This window comes from Streptomyces sp. NPDC001315, assembly GCF_042896175.1.
GTDB lineage: Bacteria > Actinomycetota > Actinomycetes > Streptomycetales > Streptomycetaceae > Streptomyces.
In genome coordinates, this window is sequence record NZ_JBIAWZ010000030.1 from 70,808 (window position 1) to 91,189 (window position 20,382).

At 71.7% G+C, this 20,382-nt stretch carries 15 protein-coding genes; 11 read left to right on the forward strand and 4 right to left on the reverse strand.

Features of this window, described 5'->3' with window-relative positions:
* Positions 1–93: 93 nt before the first annotated feature.
* Together ACFY16_RS39865 and ACFY16_RS39870 are read left to right on the forward strand one after the other, a co-directional pair.
* Positions 94–3,780 (forward strand): glycosyltransferase, encoded by a 3,687-nt coding sequence (locus tag ACFY16_RS39865; protein ID WP_390652129.1) that lies wholly within the window; start codon positions 94–96, stop codon positions 3,778–3,780.
* Positions 3,777–5,276, forward strand: a complete 1,500-nt coding sequence (locus ACFY16_RS39870; RefSeq protein WP_390652130.1) for a DUF5719 family protein — start codon at positions 3,777–3,779, stop codon at positions 5,274–5,276. Before ACFY16_RS39865 ends, ACFY16_RS39870 begins: the two co-directional genes overlap by 4 nt.
* A 116-nt stretch (positions 5,277–5,392) precedes the next feature.
* On the opposite strand, the gene ACFY16_RS39875 is transcribed toward ACFY16_RS39870, so the two are convergent.
* Positions 5,393–5,842 (reverse strand): metallopeptidase family protein, encoded by a 450-nt coding sequence (locus ACFY16_RS39875; RefSeq protein ID WP_390652147.1) that lies wholly within the window; start codon positions 5,840–5,842, stop codon positions 5,393–5,395.
* 332 nt (positions 5,843–6,174) lie between these two features.
* Here ACFY16_RS39875 and ACFY16_RS39880 point away from each other — a divergent pair, with 332 nt between their 5' ends.
* From ACFY16_RS39880 to ACFY16_RS39905, 6 genes are all read left to right on the forward strand, one after another.
* Positions 6,175–6,552 carry a DUF3499 domain-containing protein gene (locus ACFY16_RS39880; protein ID WP_351144247.1) on the forward strand — a complete coding sequence of 126 codons (378 nt, stop codon included), beginning with the start codon at positions 6,175–6,177 and terminating at the stop codon, positions 6,550–6,552.
* 133 nt (positions 6,553–6,685) lie between these two features.
* Entirely contained in the window at positions 6,686–8,050 is a 1,365-nt protein-coding gene (locus ACFY16_RS39885; protein WP_390652131.1) for a phosphomannomutase/phosphoglucomutase, read from the forward strand.
* Between the two features lie 251 nt (positions 8,051–8,301).
* Entirely contained in the window at positions 8,302–8,472 is a 171-nt protein-coding gene (locus tag ACFY16_RS39890) for a Trm112 family protein (protein WP_109005418.1), read from the forward strand.
* Positions 8,473–8,501: 29 nt separating this feature from the next.
* Complete coding sequence (locus ACFY16_RS39895; protein ID WP_390652132.1) at positions 8,502–9,638, forward strand: SIS domain-containing protein; 1,137 nt, start codon at positions 8,502–8,504, stop codon at positions 9,636–9,638.
* Positions 9,639–9,703: 65 nt separating this feature from the next.
* Positions 9,704–10,855 (forward strand): mannose-6-phosphate isomerase, class I, encoded by a 1,152-nt coding sequence (gene manA / locus ACFY16_RS39900; RefSeq protein ID WP_390652133.1) that lies wholly within the window; start codon positions 9,704–9,706, stop codon positions 10,853–10,855.
* 136 nt (positions 10,856–10,991) lie between these two features.
* Positions 10,992–11,972, forward strand: a complete 981-nt coding sequence (locus ACFY16_RS39905) for a cation diffusion facilitator family transporter (protein WP_390652134.1) — start codon at positions 10,992–10,994, stop codon at positions 11,970–11,972.
* Between the two features lie 3 nt (positions 11,973–11,975).
* Here ACFY16_RS39905 and lepB read toward each other — a convergent pair whose 3' ends face one another.
* On the reverse strand, positions 11,976–12,653 hold the full coding sequence (gene lepB, locus ACFY16_RS39910) for a signal peptidase I (RefSeq protein WP_390652135.1): 678 nt from the start codon (positions 12,651–12,653) through the stop codon (positions 11,976–11,978).
* A gap of 101 nt (positions 12,654–12,754) precedes the next feature.
* Positions 12,755–15,007, reverse strand: coding sequence for a fructose-specific PTS transporter subunit EIIC (locus ACFY16_RS39915; protein ID WP_390652136.1), 2,253 nt, complete (start codon positions 15,005–15,007; stop codon positions 12,755–12,757).
* Between the two features lie 487 nt (positions 15,008–15,494).
* On the opposite strand from ACFY16_RS39915, the gene ahcY reads away from it, so the two are divergent.
* Positions 15,495–16,952 carry an adenosylhomocysteinase gene (gene ahcY / locus ACFY16_RS39920; RefSeq protein ID WP_390652137.1) on the forward strand — a complete coding sequence of 486 codons (1,458 nt, stop codon included), beginning with the start codon at positions 15,495–15,497 and terminating at the stop codon, positions 16,950–16,952.
* A gap of 180 nt (positions 16,953–17,132) precedes the next feature.
* A complete protein-coding gene (locus tag ACFY16_RS39925) occupies positions 17,133–17,747 on the forward strand; it encodes a hypothetical protein (RefSeq protein WP_390652138.1) in 615 nt (204 codons plus the stop codon).
* A gap of 109 nt (positions 17,748–17,856) precedes the next feature.
* Here the strand turns inward: ACFY16_RS39925 and ACFY16_RS39930 are convergent, their stop codons facing one another.
* Positions 17,857–18,858, reverse strand: a complete 1,002-nt coding sequence (locus ACFY16_RS39930; protein ID WP_390652139.1) for an RDD family protein — start codon at positions 18,856–18,858, stop codon at positions 17,857–17,859.
* Between the two features lie 130 nt (positions 18,859–18,988).
* Here ACFY16_RS39930 and ACFY16_RS39935 point away from each other — a divergent pair, with 130 nt between their 5' ends.
* A complete protein-coding gene (locus ACFY16_RS39935) occupies positions 18,989–19,996 on the forward strand; it encodes a stage II sporulation protein M (RefSeq protein ID WP_390652140.1) in 1,008 nt (335 codons plus the stop codon).
* Positions 19,997–20,382 lie beyond the last annotated feature (386 nt).

Here is a 20,382-nt window from a genome sequence, read left to right on the forward strand (position 1 = left end):
CAGCCGATAGTGTGGTCGCTCGTCCGAGACGCCCCGCTGCCCCTGTGGGCACAGGTGTCCACCACAGTCCACCGAACCGGGGCCCGTACCTCGATGTCCGTGCACAGCCACATGGCAGCCCAACAAGACGCTGCCACCGCGGGGTTCGACCCGACCCGCCCACCCGAGTTTCCGCGCCACGTGGTGACGGCGGTCCTCGTCGCCCACGACGGCGCCCGCTGGCTGCCCGACGCGCTCGCCGGGCTGCTCGGCCAGGAGCGCCCCGTTCAGTACGTCATGGCGGCCGACACCGGCAGCGCGGACGACTCCGCCCAGCTGGTCACCGACGCCCTCGGCGCCGACCGCGTACTGCACCTCGCCCGGCGCACCGGTTTCGGCCAGGCCGTCGAGGAGGCCAACCGCTCGGCCCCGGTCCTCACCCCGGACGAGCTGCCGTACCTCAAGCGCCCGAGCGGCTGGGACCCCGTCGCGCGCACCTGGCGCGACGACGCCTACGACCTGCCGGAGCTCCCCCACGGAGAGCCGGTCCAGTGGCTGTGGCTGCTGCACGACGACTGCGCCCCCGAACCCGACGCCCTGGCCCAGCTGCTGCGGGTCGTGGAGAACGAACTCGAACTGGGGCGCGACGACGTGGCCGTCGTCGGCCCCAAACTGCGCGGCTGGTACGACCGCCGGCAGCTGCTGGAGGTCGGCGTCTCCATCGCCCACTCCGGCCGCCGCTGGACCGGCCTGGACCGCCGCGAACAGGACCAGGGCCAGCACGACCACATCCGGCCCGTGCTGTCCGTCTCCACCGCCGGCATGCTGATCCGGCGCGACGTCTTCGAGCAACTCGGCGGCTTCGACCGCCGACTGCCCCTGATGCGCGACGACGTCGACCTGTGCTGGCGGGCCAACGCCGCCGGCCACCGCGTCCTCGTCGCCCCGGAGGCGGTCGTACGGCACGCCGAGGCCGCCTCCCGCGAGCGCCGCGCCGTCGACTGCGCGGGCCGCACCACGGCCTCCCCGCACAAGGTCGACAAGGCGGGCGCCGTCTACGCCCTGCTCGTCAACACGCGTACGGCCGTCCTGCCCTGGGTCCTGCTGCGCCTCGTCCTCGGCACGCTCCTGCGGACCGTCGCCTACCTCGTCGGCAAGGTCCCCGGCCAGGCCCTTGACGAGATCCGCGGTCTCCTGGGCACCCTGCTGCGGCCCGAGCGGATCATCGCCGGGCGACGCGGGCGGGGCAGCCCACAGGTCGACAAGGACGAGCTGCGGGCGCTGTTCCCGCCACCCGGCGCGACCGTGCGGGCCACCGTGGAACAGGCCGCAGGCAGCTTCTTCGGCAGCTCCGACCCCGAGGCCACCGCGGGCGCGGGACGGCACGGCGGGGCCATCGAGTCCGGGCCCGGCGGCGACGACGCCGACTTCCTGGAGATCGAGCAGTTCGCCCGCCTCAAGCGCATCGCCCGCAAGCCCGGCCCGGTGCTCTTCCTGGTGCTGCTGCTCGTCTCCCTGGTCGCCTGCCGTGGACTCCTCGGCTCCGGCGCGCTCGCGGGCGGCGCCCTGCTGCCCGCCCCGGCCGACGCCGGCGAGCTGTGGTCGCGCTACCTGGACGCCTGGCATCCGGTGGGTGCGGGCGGCACCCCGTCCGCACCGCCGTACCTGGCGATCGTGGCGACGCTCGCCTCGCTCCTGGCCGGCTCGACCGGACTCGCCGTCACCGTCCTGCTGGTCTGCTCGGTGCCGCTGGCCGGCTTCACCGCGTACTTCGCCTCCCGCCCGCTCGTCGAGTCGCGCCTCCTGCGCGCGTGGGCCGCCGTCGTCTACGCCTTCCTGCCCGCCGCCACCGGCGCACTCGCCGGCGGCCGGATCGGCACCGCCGTCCTGGCCGTGCTGCTGCCGCTCATGGCGCGCGCGGGCATCGCGGCCGCCGGCCTGGCGAACGTCTCCGACGCGCGCGGCAGTTGGCGCGCGACCTGGGCGTACGCGCTGCTGCTGACCATCACCACCGCGTTCACGCCGATCGTGTGGCCGATCGCGCTGGTCCTCGGCATCGGGGTGCTGGTGGTGCGCCGCGGCGACCTCGTCGCTCACGGCCTGCGCGTCCTGGCCCAGTTGGGCACCCCCCTGCTGGTCCTCGCCCCCTGGTCGCTGTCCCTGCTGCCGTTCGGCTTCTTCAAGGAGGCCGGTCTCGAGTACGGCTCCTCGGCCGCGTCCGCCCTCGATCTGCTCGGTGTCAGTCCGGGCGGCTCCGGCACGGTCAACGGGCTGATGCTCATCGGTATCGTGCTGGCGGCGCTGGCCGCCCTGATGCGCTCCGAGCGTCAGTCCGGCATCTGGAAGGCCTGGGCGGTCGCCCTGGTGGGCCTCGTCTTCGCGGTCCTGTCCAACAGCTCCACCTGGGCCGGCCCCGCGACTCTCGTCTACGGCCTCGCCCTTCTGTCCGCCGCGGCGCTCGGCGCGGACGGGGCACGCGCGCGTGTGGCCGAGCAGAGCTTCGGCTGGCGCCAGCCGGTGGCCGCGCTGATCGCCTTCGCCTCGGCCGCGGGCCCGCTGCTCGTCGCCGCCGGCTGGATGATCGGCGGCGCCGACGGGCCGCTGGAGCGGCGCGACCCGGTGCAGGTCCCCGCGTTCGTCGCCGAGGAGGGCAGCACCCGCGACCAGGCCCGCACCCTGGTCCTCGACAGCGACTCCACGTCCCGCGTCGGCTACATGCTGGTGCGCGGCTCCGGCGCCCGCCTCGGCGACGCCGAACTCGCCGCGGCCGACGGCGAGAACGGCAAGCTCGACAAGGTCGTCGCCAACCTCGTCGCCGGCTCCGGCGCCGACCAGGCCGACCAGCTCGGCGCCTTCGCCGTGCGCTACGTCCTCGTCCACAAGGGCGCGCCCCGGGACGTCACCCGCGTCCTGGACGCCACCCCCGGCCTGTCCCGGCTCAGCCAGCAGGACGGCAGCGCCCTGTGGCGGGTCGACCAGGAGGTGTCACGCGCCGCCATCGTCTCCGCGTCCGGCTCGGGCACCCCCAAGCCGATCGCCGCCGGCCCGGTCGAGATCCACACCACGATCCCCGCCGGCTCCGACGGCCGCGTCCTGCGCCTGGCCGACTCCGCCGCCGACGGCTGGACCGCCACCCTGGACGGCAAGCCGCTCACCCGTACCACCGTCGACGGCTGGGCCCAGGGCTTCGAGCTCCCCGCCTCCGGCGGGAAACTGGACGTCACCTACGACGACCCGATCGGCCACACCGCCTGGCTGTGGGCCCAGGGCGCCCTCGCCGTCGTCCTCGTCGTGCTCGCCCTGCCCGGCCGGCGCCGGGACATCGACGACGACCTCCCCGAGGAGCCGTCCGTCCCCGCCGAGGCAGTCGCCGGCGAGGGCCGCCGTGCCCGCCGGCTGCGGGCCCAGGCCGAGGCCGAGGAGAACGCCCAGGACGCCGAGTTCCCGTCTCCTCCGCAGGAGGAGACGCCCGTCGCGGTACCCCAGCAGCAGTCGTACGGCGACTGGGACGCGGCGAGCTACCAGGGCGCCGAGTACGGCACCTACGGCGACGCGCAGCAGTACCAGGGCGCCCAGCAGTACCCGCCGGGCGCGTACGACCAGGCGTACCAGGCCGACCCCTACCAGGCGGACCCGTACCAGGGCGGCCAGTACGACCCGTACGCCTACGGCGGCCAGGCCCAGCCGGCGTCGTACGACCAGGCCTACGACCCGTCGTACCCGCAGGGGTACGACGCGACGTACGACCCGGCGCAGCCGAACGGCACCGGCAGTGAGCGCCCCGACGGGAGTCAGCAGTGAACCGCACCACCCTGTCCCTGATCGCCGGTACGGCCGCGCTCGCCGCCGTCACCGGATTCGCCGCGCTCACCACGCCGGACGCCGCCGGCTCGGACACCGCCGAGGCGGCCGCCCAGCAGCCCGTGGAGCGCACGAGCCTGCTCTGCCCGGCGCCCAGCACCTCCGACCTCGCCGAGACGTCGTACACGTCCTTCACGCCCGTCACCAAGGGCACGGGGAGCAGCGGCTCCGCCGAACTCCAGTCCGCCACGCAGGAGTCGGCCGACGGCACGAGCAGCGGGAAGAGCGGCAAGAAGAAGGCCGCCAAGCCCGTACTGACGCCCAAGGAGCCCGGCACACCGGCCACCGGAGACACCTCCGGCGGTGACGCGCCCGCGCTCGTCGGCACCGCGGAGGGGAAGTCCGCCCCCGGCTGGACGGTTCAGGAGACCACGGAGGTCGTCGCCGGCATCGGCCGCGGCCTGCAGGGCGTCAACTGCACCGCCCCGGAAACGGAGTTCTGGTTCCCCGGCGTCAGCACCACCGCCGACCGCACGGACTACGTCCACATGACCAACCCCGACGACTCCGCCGCGGTCGTCGACATCGAGCTCTACGGCAAGGACGGCGCCCTGGAGTCGACGGTGGGGGAGGGCATCACCGTCCAGCCGCACTCCAGCGAGCCGATCCTGCTGTCCACGCTCACCGGCGAGAAGCAGGACGGGCTCACCGTGCACGTGAACGTCCGCAGCGGGCGGGTCGGCGCCGCCGTACAGGCCCTGGACGACAAGGTCGGCGGCGACTGGCTGGCCGCGTCCACCGACCCGGCGGGCAGCCTCGTCCTGCCGGGCATCCCGAAGGACGCCACGGACGTGAGCCTGATCGCCTTCACACCCGGGGACACCGACGCCGACCTGAAGGTGCGCCTGGCCTCCCCCTCCGGTCTGATCACCCCCGCCGGACACGAGACGCTGCACGTGAAGTCGGGCATGTCGACCGCCGTCGACCTCGGCGACGTCACGCGCGGGGAGGCGGGCTCCTTGGTCCTGACGCCGACGGACCAGTCCGTGCCCGTCGTCGCCGCCCTGCGCGTGATCCGCGGCAAGGGAACCAAGCAGGAGACGGCGTTCATCCCCGCCACGAGCTCCGTCGGCGCGCGCGCGACGGTCGCCGACAACAGCGCCAAGGGCACCACGCTGTCCCTGACCGCCCCCAACGGCACCGCGAAGGTCAAGGTCACGGCGTCCGCGGGCAGCGAGGGCGGCACCACGGCCACGCAGACGTTCACCATCAAGAGCGGCACGACCCAGGACGTCGAGGCCCCGGTCCCGAGCGGCCTGAAGGGCACCTACGCCCTGACCGTCGAGCCGCTGTCGGGCGGCCCGGTGTACGCCGCCCGCACCCTCGCGGCGACGGAGGACGGCATCCCGGGCTTCACCGTCCAGACCCTGCCGGACGACCGGGGGACGGTGGCGGTGCCCAAGGCCGACGAGGACCTGTCGGTGCTGCAGAAGTAGGCATCGCAGCAGAAGCAGCGTCCGCAGAAGTGGCGCGGCTGTCGAAGCAGGGCGGATGCCGCATCAGCGCGCTGTCGAAGCAGGGCGCTCGGCGCGGCGGTCGGTCCGCGGGCGGCTCAGTCCTCCCCGTACCGCGGATCCACCGTCTCCGGAGTCAGCCCCAGCAGCTCGGCGACCTGCTCGACGACGATCTCGTGCACCAGCGCCGCCCGCTCGTCGCGGCCCTTCGTGCGGATCTCGACCGGCCGCCGGTACACGACGACCCGCGCCCGCCGCCCCTCGCGCGCGGGAATCGTCCCGCCGAGCGGCACCGCCTCGTCGTTCCAGGGCTCGGCCGGCCCGTCCAGCCGAGGCACCTCCAGCACGAGGAAGTCGATGTCCGCGAGCTGTGGCCAGCGCCGCTCCAGGCGGTCCACGGAGTCCTGCACCAGATCCGCGAAGGCGTCGGCGCGGCTCGCGGCGAGCGGCACCTGTGGCGGCGCGATCGGGCCGCGCATGCCGCGCCCGTGGCGATCACGACGGCGGGGCCCGGGGCCGACGGCCGGGGGCGGTACGGGGTTGTCCATCACCGGTGAAGCCTAGTCCCCGCCGGGGCCGCCCGCCCGGTCCCCACGCGGCATCCGGCCCACCTGTGCGGCATGTCGCAGGATGACCATTCCGGCCAAGGTTGGGCTCGTTTCCGTATCCCTTCGGGACCGTAGATCTCAAGGCAATTGACGGTGTTTGTGCCGAGTCGTGACTGTATTCCGGACCGTCCGAAGGTTCGAAAAAGGGTGTCGGCGCAGGTCGGCGGGGTGTGCCCGGAGGGGCGTGTGGGGCACTTCACAACACGACACGGTGGAGTGACCTGGGGGAGAGTCGTCGCGGCCCGCTCAAGAGTGCGGTACCGTCCAACGTCGTGAGCCCTGTACGTCGCTGTTCGCGCACCGCCTGCGGCCGACCTGCCGTTGCGACGCTGACGTACGTCTACGCCGACTCGACCGCGGTCCTCGGCCCCCTCGCCACCTACGCCGAACCCCACTGCTACGACCTGTGCGCCGAGCACTCCGAGCGCCTCACCGCCCCGCGCGGCTGGGAGGTCGTCCGGCTCCTGGACGCTTCGGCTCCCGCGCGGCCCAGCGGTGACGACCTGGAAGCGCTTGCCAACGCCGTACGCGAGGCGGCCCGCCCCCAGGAGCGGGCGGCCGGAGCCGGTGGCGGCGGGGCGCGCACGGCGGACCCGATGGAGGTCGCACGCCGCGGCCATCTGCGGGTGCTGCGCTCGCCGGACAACTGATCCCGCCGGCCCTCGGCCGAACGCCGCCCTGACCTGAGGTTACGGCCGAAGGTCCATGCTGCGTCCACGCACTGCGCCGTCAGCCGGTACGGGTAGTTTGGGGCGACCGACAGGACTTTCAGGAGGGGTGGCCGTGGCTGCTGATCTGTCACAGATCGTGAAGGCGTACGACGTACGCGGAGTGGTGCCGGACCAGTGGGACGAGTCGCTGGCCGAGCTCTTCGGGGCGGCCTTCGTCCAGGTGACCGGCGCGGACGCGATCGTGATCGGCCACGACATGCGGCCGTCGTCGCCCGGCCTGTCCCGCGCCTTCGCGCGGGGTGCGGCGGCACGCGGCGTGGACGTCACCGAGATCGGCCTCTGCTCGACGGACCAGCTGTACTACGCGTCGGGCGCGTTCGGCCTGCCGGGCGCGATGTTCACGGCCTCGCACAACCCCGCCCAGTACAACGGCATCAAGCTGTGCCGCGCGGGTGCGGCCCCGGTCGGTCAGGACACGGGCCTGGCGCAGATTCGCGAACTGGCCGAGCGGTGGACGGAGTCGGGTGCCCCCGAGCCGGCGGCGACACGGGGAACCATCACCCGGCGCGACACGTTGGACGACTACGCGGCGTACCTCCGCTCTCTCGTCGACCTGACCTCCATCCGCCCCCTGAAGGTCGTCGTCGACGCGGGCAACGGCATGGGCGGTCACACGGTCCCCACGGTCTTCGGAGGCCTGCCGCTGACCGTCGTCCCCATGTACTTCGAACTGGACGGGACGTTCCCCAACCACGAGGCGAACCCGCTGGACCCGGCGAACATCGTGGACCTGCAGAAGCGGGTCGCCGATGAGGGCGCCGACCTCGGCATCGCCTTCGACGGCGACGCCGACCGCTGCTTCGTGGTCGACGAGCACGGCGACCCCGTCTCGCCGTCCGCGATCACCGCCCTGGTTGCCGCGCGAGAACTCGCCAGGAACGGCGGCAGCGGCACGGTCATCCACAACCTCATCACCTCCTCGACGGTCCCCGAAGTGGTGAAGGAGAACGGCGGCACCCCGGTCCGCACCCGCGTCGGTCACTCCTTCATCAAGGCCGAGATGGCGAAGTCGGGCGCGATCTTCGGCGGCGAGCACTCCGCCCACTACTACTTCAAGGACTTCTGGAACGCCGACACGGGCATGCTGGCCGCCCTGCACGTCCTGGCGGCCCTCGGTGGCCAGGAGGGCCCCCTGTCGGACCTGGTGGCGCAGTACGACCGCTACGCCGGCTCCGGTGAGATCAACTCCACCGTCGCCGACCAGGCCGACCGCCTCGCCGCGATCAGGGCGGCGTACGAGAACCGCCCGGACGTCACCCTGGACGAACTGGACGGCCTGACCATCACCACCCCCGACTGGTGGTTCAACGTCCGCCCCTCCAACACGGAACCGCTGCTCCGCCTCAACGCGGAGGCACGGGACGAGACGATGATGGCGAAGGTACGGGACGAGGTCCTGTCGATCATCCGAGCCTGACGCCGCACCGTCGTCGTGCCCCGTGGAGCGGAGGGGCGCGGGCAGGAGCGGGCGGAACGGATCGGGGCGGCGGGACGCGGCGGGGGTGGAACCCCGCAACGGAAGACACCAGCGCCGTCCACCGGATCACCCCGCGTCGTCCAACCCCCCGCAACCCACTGCCACCGGCGGTACCCTGACCAGGCACATCCGCACGCGCGCGTACACGCAGCACGCACGCGCAAACACGCACCCGCCGAAGGGACCCCCCAATGCCGCTCGAAGCCGGCCTCCTGGAGATCCTCGCCTGCCCGGCCTGCCACGCTCCCCTCAAGGAGCAGGACTCCGAGTTGATCTGCACCGGCCAGGACTGCGGCCTGGCATACCCCGTCCGCGACGGTATCCCCGTCCTCCTCGTCGACGAGGCCCGCCGCCCCGCCTGACGACGACCGGCGATCGGAGACTGCCGCCCATGCTCGACGAATCGCTGCTCGACACGCCGGAGGCCCTCGCCGAGGCCGACCACCGCGCCCTCCTGCGCGGCGCCGCCGAGGCCGGGGCCCGCGTGCGCACCGCCGCCCGGCACGCCACCGAGGCCGGCGTCCACGACCTGAAGCCCGACGGCCGCCCCCGCGCCGTCCTCATCGCGGGCCCCGGCGCCGCCGCCGCCGGCGCCGCCGACCTGCTCGGCACCCTCGCCGGCCCCGGTAGCCCCGTCACCCGTCTGGCCCCCACCGGCGTCGCCCCGGCCGCAGGCGCCCTGCGCTGGGAACTCCCCGGCTGGGCAGGCTCGGTCGACCTGCTCCTGATCGCCACCCCCGACGGCACCGAACCGTCCCTCTCCCTCCTCGCCGACCAGGCCTACCGCCGAGGCTGCTCCGTCGTCGCCGTGGCCCCCGCCCGCACCCCGCTCGCCGAAGCGGTGGAAGGCGCCCACGGCCTCTTCGTACCGATGGCGACCGCCCCGTACGACGATCAGGACGAGCAACCCCCCCTCACCGCGTCCGCCCCCGGCATCTTCTGGGCGCTGCTGACCCCGCTGCTCGCCCTTCTGGACCGCGTCGGCCTGCTCACCGCCCCACCCGACGCCATCGAGAAGGTCGCCGACCGCCTCGACCACATCGCCGAACGCTGCGGCCCCGCCATCGCGACGTACAGCAACCCCGCCAAGACCCTGGCCGCCGAACTCGCCGACGCACTCCCGGTGATCTGGACCGAGGGCATCTCGGCCGGCCCGGCGGGCCGCCGCTTCTCCGCGGCCCTCGCCGAACTCGCCGGCCGCCCCGCCCTCGTCGCCGAACTGCCCGAGGCGCTCTCCGCGCACAACGCCCTGCTGGCCGGCCCGCTCGCCGCCAGCGCCGACCCCGACGACTTCTTCCGCGACCGAGTGGAGGAGCCGCCCGCCTTCCACGCGCGCGTGGTGCTGCTTCGCGACCGCCCGATCGGCGGCCTGACCGCCGCCCCGTCCGCCCGTGACCTGGCCCTCAGCCACGACACGGCGATCAGCGAACTGGAACCGGAACCCGGCGGCGAACTGGAGACCCTCGCGGAACTGATCGCCATCACGGATTTCGCCGCCGTTTACCTGGCGCTCGCCTCGGGCGCCTGATCCTGGGTCCGCACCTTCTGACCAGCGCTCGCCGAGCGGCGTACGTACGGAGACCAAGACACAGCATGGACCGCCTCGACAACACCGTCCGTCCCTACGCCTGGGGTTCCACCACCGCCATTCCGACGCTGCTCGGCGTCGAACCGACCGGCGAGCCGCAGGCGGAGATGTGGATGGGCGCCCATCCCGGCGCCCCCTCGCGGACGGCGCGCGGGACGCTCGTCGAGGTCGTCGACGCGGACCCGGAGAAGGAACTCGGCCCGGCGGCCGTGGCCAAATTCGGCCCCCGCCTCCCCTTCCTGCTCAAGATCCTCGCGGCCGGCGCCCCGCTCTCCCTCCAGGTGCACCCCGACCTGGAGCAGGCGAAGGAGGGGTACGCGGACGAGGAGCGCCGCAGCATCCCCGTCGACGCCCCGCACCGCAACTACAAGGACGCCAACCACAAGCCCGAACTGATCTGCGCGCTCACCGAGTTCGACGGTCTGTGCGGCTTCCGCGACCCGCTCCGGGCCGCCGACCTGCTCGACGGCCTCGGCGTCGACTCCCTCAAGCCGTACGCCGACGTGCTGCACGCCCACCCCGAGGACGCGGCCCTGCGCGAGGTCCTCACCGCGATCCTCACCGCAGACCGCGAGGAGATGGCCCACACCGTCGTCGAGGCCGCGGCCGCCTGCGACCGCCTCGGCGGCGACTACGCCCCCTACGCCGGCATCGCCCACCACTACCCGGGCGACCCCGGCGTCATCGCCGCCATGCTCCTCAACCACGTCCGGCTTCAGCCCGGCGAGGCCCTCTTCCTCGGCGCCGGCATACCGCACGCCTACCTCAGCGGCCTCGGCGTCGAGATCATGGCCAACTCCGACAACGTCCTGCGCTGCGGCCTCACCCCCAAGCACGTCGACGTCCCCGAACTCCTGCGCATCGTCCGCTTCGAGGCCGGCGACCCCGGCGTACTGCGCCCGGAGGCGTCCCCCGACGGCGAGGAGGTCTACGAGACCCCCATCGACGAGTTCCGGCTGTCCCGGTACGTCCTTCCGGAGGGCGGCTCCGCCCACGACCTCACCAGCGCCACCCCGCAGATCCTGCTCTGCACGGCCGGTACCGTGCGGGCGGACGAACACGAGCTGGGCCCCGGCCAGTCGGTTTTCGTACCGGCGGGCGAAAAGACCGAGATATCCGGAGCCGGCACGGTCTTCCGGGCCACTGTGATCGTATGACCGGGGTTGTGGACACCTGACGCGCCGCTGCCGGACAGGGCTGCAACAATGGCCCACCGGCAAAGGGCGGGCAAAGCCGCGACGAGGCGGGACCCCGTACGGCGTACGCACGAAGGCGAAGGGACAACGCGAACACATGAGCGCGTCAGGCGGCAACAAGGCGATCGTGGCGGCACTCGGTGCCAACCTCGCGATCGCGGCATCGAAGTTCGTGGCGTTCGCGTTCAGCGGTTCGTCGTCGATGCTCGCCGAAGGCGTGCACTCGCTCGCCGACTCCGGCAACCAGTTCCTGCTGCTGGTCGGCGGCAAGAAGGCGCAGCGCGAGGCGACCCCGCAGCACCCCTTCGGCTACGGCCGCGAGCGCTACATCTACGCCTTCCTCGTCTCGATCGTCCTGTTCTCGGTCGGCGGCATGTTCGCCATCTACGAGGGCTACGAGAAGATCAAGCACCCGCACGAGGTGGAGCACTGGTACTGGCCGGTCGGCGTCCTGGTCTTCGCGATCATCGCCGAGGGCTTCTCCTTCCGCACGGCCATCAAGGAGTCGAACGCACTGCGCGGGGGGCTGTCCTGGTCGCAGTTCGTCCGCCGCGCCAAGGCGCCCGAGCTGCCGGTCGTCCTGCTGGAGGACTTCGGCGCGCTGATCGGTCTGGTCCTCGCCCTCGGCGGCGTCGGCATCGCCCTGCTCACCGGCGACGGGATCTGGGACGGCATCGGCACCGTCTGCATCGGTGTCCTGCTCGTCCTGATCGCCCTCGTGCTCGCCGCCGAGACCAAGTCCCTGCTCCTCGGCGAGGCCGCCGGCACGGAAGAGGTCGAGAAGATCGAGGGCGCGATCGTCGACGGCGACACGGTCACCGGCATCATCCACATGCGCACCCTCCACCTCGGCCCCGAGGAGCTGCTGGTCGCCGCCAAGATCGCCGTCCAGCACGACGACACGGCCACCGAGGTCGCGAACGCCATCAACGCCGCCGAGGCCCGTATCCGCGAGGCCGTCCCGATCGCCCGCGTGATCTACCTCGAGCCGGACATCTACAGCGAGGCCGAGGCCGCCAAGGGTCCGGACCGCGAGGCGACGCCGGGCGGCCCCACCCCGAACGCCACCGGTCACTGACCGTCAGACCTGCAGGGGCCACGGCGGCGGTACCGACACCGCCGCCCGCCGCCGTACGACGAAGGCGGCGATACCCAGCCCACCGCCGGTCAGGACGAGAACGACCCCGACGATCACTCCGACCCCGATGACCCCGAGGGCGGTGTAGCCGTCGGTGACCCGGCCCCGGACGGCGGCCGTGGACACCGTCCCGTCGTGGTCGGACTCGAAGAACCGTGAGTCCCTCGCGTTCCCGCGGTAGTCGCCCAGCAGGAACAGCCGCCCCTTCGGGACCTTCACGTCGTACGGCTTGTGCAGGCCGCCGTCGGCGTCGCCACCCTTCACATACGGTTCCGCGAGCGGCTTGCCGTTCACGGTGATCCGCGCGTCGGCGCTCTCACCCGTGCAGCACACCACATGGTCACCGCCCACCCCGATGACCCGCTGCATCACGGGCTGGTCGAAGCCGTAACGGTCCGGCGCCGAGTACAGGACGACATCGCCCCGCCGCACCTCGCTCCCGTCGACCCGCTCGTACGCGATCCGGTCGCCCGGCTCGTACGTGGGGGCCATGCTCGCACTCGACACGATCGAGGCCCCGTACGCCTCCCGCCCGTACGCGAACGAGCCGATCGCCAACACCAGCCCCAACAGCCCCACCACGGCGGCCGCGACTCCCAGTCCCCTGCCCCTGCCCGACATCGCACCCCTCCCCATGCGGCACATCCGCGGGCGCGACGCTAGCGGGTGACTGTGAGCGGGCTGTACGCGGGCCCGCGCCCCGGCGGACGCGGGCCCCTCGGCTACCCGACCTCGCGCAGCACGCCGAGTACGGCCCGCTCGTCCGGCGCGGCCAGCAACCGCTCCCGGAACCCGGCATCCATCAGCTTCCGCGACAGCAGCGCCAGGATCCGCAGATGCTCGTCGCCCGCGGCCTCCTCCGGTACGGCGATCATGAACACCAGCCGGGCCCTCGTACCGTCCAGGGAGCCCCACTCGACGCCCTCCGCGGACCGGGCGAATCCGACGACGGGCTCGGTGACCACATCCGTCTTGGCATGGGGGATCGCGATCTCCTCCCCGAGCCCGGTCGTGCCCTGCTCCTCACGCCGCAACGCCGTGCGCACGAGCTCGTCCACATCCGCGACCCGCCCGGTCCGCGCCAGCAGCCCCGCCATCTCCCGGATCGCGTCCTCCTTACCGGCGGCATCGAGCCGGCCCTTCACGGTCCGCTCGGTGAGGTAACCGGAAAGGACGTCGACACGGCCCGCCTCCGCCCGGTCGTCATCCAGTGCGGCGGCCGGACTCGGGCCGGCCTGCGCGCTCTCGTGCGCGGCCTGTTCCGGTACGACGACTGTGGCCGGCGGTACGACGGCGGCGACGGCATCGGTGTCCGGCACGGCGTCGGCTGCCGGTGCTCCCTGACCCTCACCCGCGCCGACAGACGCCTGCGGGGCGGACACCCTCGGCTCGGCGTGCGCGCCCCTGAGCGTGGCCTGTTCCGGTGCTACTGCTACGACGGCACCGACGCCCGGCGCAGCCGCTCCGGCCCCTACCAGCGCGGGCTCGGACGCGTTCGCGATCCCGCTCGCGACGGGCTCCCCGCGCCGCTTCCGCTCACTGATGTCGATCAGGGCGACCGTCGTCAGCGCCGTGACCGCCGTGCCGATCGCCACGGCCACGAAGAACATCGGCACCCCGCTCACCGCGCCCAGCACGGCCACGATCGGCCCGCCGTGCGGCACCGCGTCCTCGACCCCGGCGAGCCCGGCTGTCGCACCGGCCACCGCGCCGCCCAGCATGTTGGCGGGGATGACCTGCGCCGGTCGGGCCGCCGCGAACGGGATCGCACCCTCGGAGATCCCGAAGCAACCCATGAACAGCGAGGCCAGACCGGTCTCCCGCTCCTGCTCGGTATAGAGCCGCTTGCGGATCAGCGTGGCCAGTCCCTGGCCCAGCGGCATGACCGGGATCGCGGCCGCGCACATGCCCATGACGGTCTGGTTGCCGGTCGCGATGAGCCCCGCGCCGAACAGGAACGCCGTCTTGTTGACCGGCCCGCCCATGTCGAACGCGATCATGATCCCGAGTATCGCCCCGAGCAGGATCGCGCTCGTTCCCGTCATCCCGCTCAGCCAGCTGGTCAGGTGCTCGAAGACCCAGGAGATCGGCTTGCCGATCACGTAGATGAAGAACAGCCCCAGCGCCGTGGTCGCCACGATGGGGATCACGATGATCGGCATGATCGGCTGGACGAACTTCGGAACCCTGACCTTCTTGATCCACAGCACCAGGTACCCGGCGAGAAACCCGGTCACGATCGCCCCGATGAAGCCCGCGCCCGCCTTGGAGTCGTACAGCGACCCGGTGTTCGCGATCCAGCCACCGATCATGCCCGGCACGAGCGCGGGCCGATCGCCGATGGCGTACGCGATGTACCCGGACAGAATCGGCACCATCAGCGTGAAGCCGATGACGCCGATGTTGTTCACGTCCATCCAGAAGGAGTCCTTCGGGATGACCAGACCACCGGAGGGGTCGGTGTGCCCGCCGAGCGAGAGCGAGATCGCGATCAGCAAGCCGCCGACCACCACGAACGGGATCATGTAGCTGACCCCGTTCATCAGGGCCTTGTACGCGACGCCGCGCTCCTTGCCGCCCGCAGGGGCAGGGGCGCCCGTGCCGTCCGCCATGTGCACGGGCGCCGACCGCACCTGGTCGATCAGCCGTTCGGGGTGTCGTATCCCCTCGGCGACCCCGACCGTCAGGACCCGCTTGCCGGCGAAACGGCTCAGGTCCACATCCTTGTCGGCGGCGACGATGATGCCGTCGGCCGTTCTGACATCGTTGTCATCGAGGATGTTTTCGGCCCCGATGGAACCCTGGGTTTCCACCTTCATGTCGATGCCGCGGCTCTCCGCGGCCTGCGCGAGCTTTTCCGCCGCCATGTATGTGTGCGCGATGCCGGTCGGGCACGCGGTCACGGCGAGCAGTTTCAGCCGCTTCTGCTCGCCACCGTCGCTGCCCGTGGGGGGAGGGTCGGCCGGACTTGTCACGTCGATCTCCTAACGCCTTTGTCACGCGGGCCGCCGTCCCGGACGCCCCGCAAGATCGATCAGATGCCAGTGTTCCGATCGCCTCGCATCCTGCCAACATCCGCGGCCCGACTCAAAGGTGCGAAATCTCCCTGTTCAACGGGCTTATTGCCCTCTGTCCCCCGCTCCGAGGGGTGACCTGATGCCGTCCCCGCGACGGCCCGCCCCGCTCGTCCCCGCCCGCCCTTCGCCTGTCGTGATCGGCGTGATGCGTTCGGAGGTGGACTGGGGGCGGCCGGGCCCGCCGGTGTAGCTTGGGGTGGAGTCAGACGTCGCTGCTGATGGCGGTCGGGCGGTCCCAGCGCGGACCGGCCGAGGGAGAGAGGGCCTCCGACGGACTGCGCTGCGCGCACGTGGCATGCCTGTGTCCCCTTTCGGGCACTCCTGTGTCCGCCGCCGCGCAGACCAGCCCTACCCAACCTCGCCCCAACCCGAGGAGCAGCTCGCAATGACGACTGTCGACAACCGACAGGACTTCAAGGTCGCCGACCTCTCCCTGGCCGAGTTCGGCCGCAAGGAGATCACCCTCGCCGAGCACGAGATGCCCGGCCTGATGTCGATCCGCAAGGAGTACGCCGAGACGCAGCCCCTCGCGGGCGCCCGCGTCACCGGCTCCCTGCACATGACGGTGCAGACCGCCGTCCTCATCGAGACCCTGGTCGCCCTCGGCGCCGATGTCCGGTGGGCGTCCTGCAACATCTTCTCCACCCAGGACCACGCGGCCGCCGCCATCGCCGTCGGCCCGAACGGCACGCCCGAGAACCCGCAGGGCGTCCCGGTCTTCGCCTGGAAGGGCGAGACCCTGGAGGAGTACTGGTGGTGCACGGAGCAGGCGCTGACCTGGCCGAACAGCCCCACCGGCGGCCCGAACATGATCCTGGACGACGGCGGTGACGCCACCCTCCTCGTCCACAAGGGCGTCGAGTACGAGAAGGACGGCAAGGTCCCCTCGCCCGACACCGCCGAGTCCGACGAGCACCGCGTCATCCTCGAGCTGCTGAACCGCACCATCACCGATGGCTCGCAGAAGTGGACCCAGCTCGCCTCGGAGATCCGCGGCGTGACCGAGGAGACCACGACCGGCGTCCACCGCCTGTACGAGATGCAGCGCGACGGCGTCCTCCTGTTCCCGGCGATCAACGTGAACGACGCCGTGACGAAGTCGAAGTTCGACAACAAGTACGGCTGCCGCCACTCCCTGATCGACGGCATCAACCGCGCCACCGACGTCCTCATCGGCGGCAAGACCGCGGTCGTCTGCGGCTACGGCGACGTGGGCAAGGGCTGCGCGGAGTCCCTGCGCGGGCAGGGCGCCCGCGTCATCGTCACCGAGATCGACCCGATCTGCGCGCTGCAGGCGGCGATGGACGGCTACCAGGTCACGACCCTCGACGAGGTCATCGACAAGGCGGACATCTTCGTCACCACGACCGGCAACAAGGACATCATCATGGCCTCGGACATGGCCAAGATGAAGCACCAGGCGATCGTGGGCAACATCGGTCACTTCGACAACGAGATCGACATGGCCGGCCTGGCGAAGATTCCGGGCATCGTCAAGGACGAGGTCAAGCCGCAGGTTCACACCTGGAAGTTCCCCGACGGCAAGGTGATCATCGTGCTGTCCGAGGGCCGTCTGCTGAACCTGGGCAACGCCACCGGTCACCCCTCCTTCGTGATGTCCAACTCCTTCGCGGACCAGACGCTGGCCCAGATCGAGCTGTTCACCAAGCAGTCGGAGTACCCGATCGGTGTGTACACGCTGCCCAAGCACCTCGACGAGAAGGTCGCCCGACTTCACCTGGACGCACTCGGCGTGAAGCTGACGACGCTGCGTCCGGAGCAGGCGGCGTACATCGGTGTCGAGGTCGACGGCCCGTACAAGTCCGACCACTACCGCTACTGAGTCCGCAGCCCCGCCCGCTGTGAGCGCGTCCGTGCACTGACGCGCTCCTCAGCAGCAGGCCGCAGCACCTCCGAGGCAGGCCCCCGCACCCCCGTGTCGGGGGCCTGCCCCGTTGGCGCCCTCACGGCCGGCCCCGCTCGTCGCGGTGTTCCGACCAGCCCGTCAAGACCCAGGACCCCCATGCCCCGCGGCCGTTATTCGCTCCACGATCCGCACGATCACACCCCCCTCGCGGAAGAGCACTTCCACTGCGCCCCCGGCCCCTCCGGCTGGCGCTACGTCTCTCAGCTGACCTCCCCCTCGGGCGACCACACCGGCTCGGTCGACCTCGCCCTCGATGAGCTGGGCCGCCCCATCCGCCTCGAACTCCACGCGGGCGGCTGGCAGGTCCGAGGCGCCGCTCTCGACGGCGTCACCTGGGTCCGTACGGACCCCACCGGCACTCATGCCACCGAAGGCAACGTCCACGCGCACGCCTTCGCCGGCACGTCCCCCGCGTTCCTCGTCGCCACCACCCGTCTCCTGCGCCTCACCCCCTCCACCTCCGCGACCCGCGTACGTCTCGTCGCCTTCACGGACCCGGTCCTCGCCCCGCGCACCGTGGACCAGTCCTGGGCCTTGGTGAAGAGAGAAACACACGGCACTGACAACGGCCCGCTGACCGTGGACACATACCAGGTCACAGCACTGGACACGGGCGAACAGCACGCGGTGCACATCGCCGGCGACGTGGTGCTCGCGGCCCCTGGAATCGAGCTGGAGGACTTGGAGTCGCCGCCGTCGGTGTTCGGATGAGACGACGCGGAGCGGACCGACTGGAGGGCGCGGACCGGCTGGAGGGCCAGGGAGGGCAGGGCGGAGCAGAGCAGGGCGGAGCAGAGGAGCCGGGTGGACCGCCGGAAGATCAGGCGGGGGGCATGAACCCGGTGGAGGGCCGGTCGGCCGTCGTCGCGTCCTGCGCCGCAGAGGGCCCTGTCGCCTGCGGCGAAGGTGCCGAAGCGGGTTGCGCGGGCGACGCCTGCGGACCGTACGTGACCGGCACACCGGTCGAGGGCACCCCGCCGACATCAGGGCGCCCGGCAACGGGGCCGGCGGCAACGGGACCGCCGACAGCAGGGCCGGGGGCACCGACCACGCCGGGTGACCCGCCGGCCGTCCCGTTACCGAAAGCCCGCCGGACCTCCCGCACCTGCCGTTCCTGCACCACCGCTGCCAGATAGGCGGCCGGCGGCACCCCGTGCGGTACAGGAGCCCCCGTACGATCCGCGAGATCGACGGCAAGCCGTGCCGCCATGGCCCAGCCGACCTGGGGGTCCAACTGCTGCATCCGGGTCAGGTACTGCCGGATCGCAAGCCACAGACCATCGGGAACCGAGGACAGGTCAAGCCCGGAGAACCGCCCGGCGAGCCAGGGCGGAGGCGGCGGCACAAAACTCGTCCGTGCCACGGGGACCCGCTCCCGTACGACCAGAGTTCCCGCGAACACGTCACCGAGCCGCCGCCCCCGCTCCGAAACGAGCGAGGCGATGACGGCCACGACCCCGAACGTCATCAGAATCTCGACCACGCCGATCGCGCCCCGCACCAGCGCGTGCCGGAACCGGATCGGTCCGCCGTCGTCGCGCACCACCCGCAGCCCGACCGCCATCTTGCCCAGGGAACGCCCGTGACTGAGCGTCTCCACCGCGATCGGCCCGCCCACCAGCACAAGCAGGAACGTCGCGATCGACACCGCGATCTGCGCGGCCTCGTCCAAGGAAGCCGTGGACAAAACCAAGGCCACCGTCACGACCAGGTAGGCGACCATGGCAACGGCCAGATCGAGCAGAATGGCCAACGCCCTGCTGGGCAGCCTCGCGGGGCGCAACTCCAGCGCCACCGCCTCGCCCGTCACCAGCTCACTCACGTCCGCCGTCCCTTCCCTGGCCTGCCCCGAGACCGGTCAGTCTGCCAAGCTGAGGGCGCATCGCGCCGCAGTACGACAAGCCGACACAACGACGAGCCGCCGACGAACAGCCCAGGAGCAGGCAAAACCGATGGATCTCGACGTCTTCGTCTCCGCCCACCGAGCCGAGTGGGACCGCCTGGACGCCCTGCTGGGACGCCAGCGCCGCCTGACCGGAGCCGAGGCCGACGAACTTGTCGTCCTTTACCAGCGCACCGCCACCCACCTCTCCCTGATCCAGTCCAGCGCCCCGGATCCCCAGCTGACCGGCAGGCTCAGCCAACTGGTGGCACGCGCGCGTAGTGCGGTCACCGGCACCAGGCGCGCCTCGTGGCGCGACGTCACCCGCTTCCTTTCCCACGGTTTCCCCGCCGCGGTCTACCGGTCCCGCCACTGGTGGGTACCCACCGCGCTGCTGTCCACCGTCGTGGCGGTCCTGCTCGGCTGGTGGATCGGCACCCACCCCGAAGTGCAGTCCTCCATAGCGGCGCCCAGCGAACTGCGTCAGCTCACCCGCCCAGGCGGCGAGTACGAGACGTACTACTCGAGCCATCCCGCGGCCGCCTTCGCGGCACAGGTCTGGACGAACAACGCCCAGGCCGCCGCGCTGTGCCTGGTCCTCGGAGTCTTCCTGGGCCTCCCGGTCCTGTGGATCCTCTTCGAGAACATGCTCAATCTCGGGGTCGGCATCGGCCTGATGTCCTCCGCCGGCCGCCTCGACACGTTCCTGGGCCTCGTCCTCCCGCACGGCCTGCTGGAACTGACCGCGGTCTTCGTAGCCGCCGGCACCGGTCTCCGCCTCGGCTGGACCCTCATCGACCCCGGCCCGCGCAGCAGGCGGGCCGCCCTCGCCGAGGAGGGCCGCGCCGCGGTGGGCATGGCGATCGGTCTCGCCCTGGTCCTCTTCGTCTCCGGTGCCATCGAAGGCTTCGTTACGCCCTCGGGCCTCCCCACCTGGGCCCGGATAGGCATCGGAGTCGGGGCGGAACTGGCCTTCCTCACGTACGTCTTTGTCCTGGGGGGCCGCGCCGCCAGGGCCGGGGAGACGGGCGACGTGGAGGAGGCCGAGCGCAGCGCCTCGGTGCCGACGGCCGCCTGATGTGCGGACTGCCTTCCCGAGCTGTTAATCTCTCCTTCGCCCCACAAGAGCTGTTGACACGGCCTGCGTGGGGAGGTAGATTCAAACAGTTGCCTGGAACTGGATCTAGTCCGGTCGGTGACAGTGAGTGTCTTCCCGCTTCTCGGAACATTGATTCCGGAGAAGCCATCCCGGTCATTCGGAAATGGGCGGCCGATCAAACGGCTCGAAACTTCTGATAAAGTCGGGACCGCCGGAAAGGGAAACGCGAGAGCGGGAACCTGGAAAGCACCGAGGAAATCGGATCGGAAAGATCTGATAGAGTCGGAAACGCAAGACCGAAGGGAAGCGCCCGGAGGAAAGCCCGAGAGGGTGAGTACAAAGGAAGCGTCCGTTCCTTGAGAACT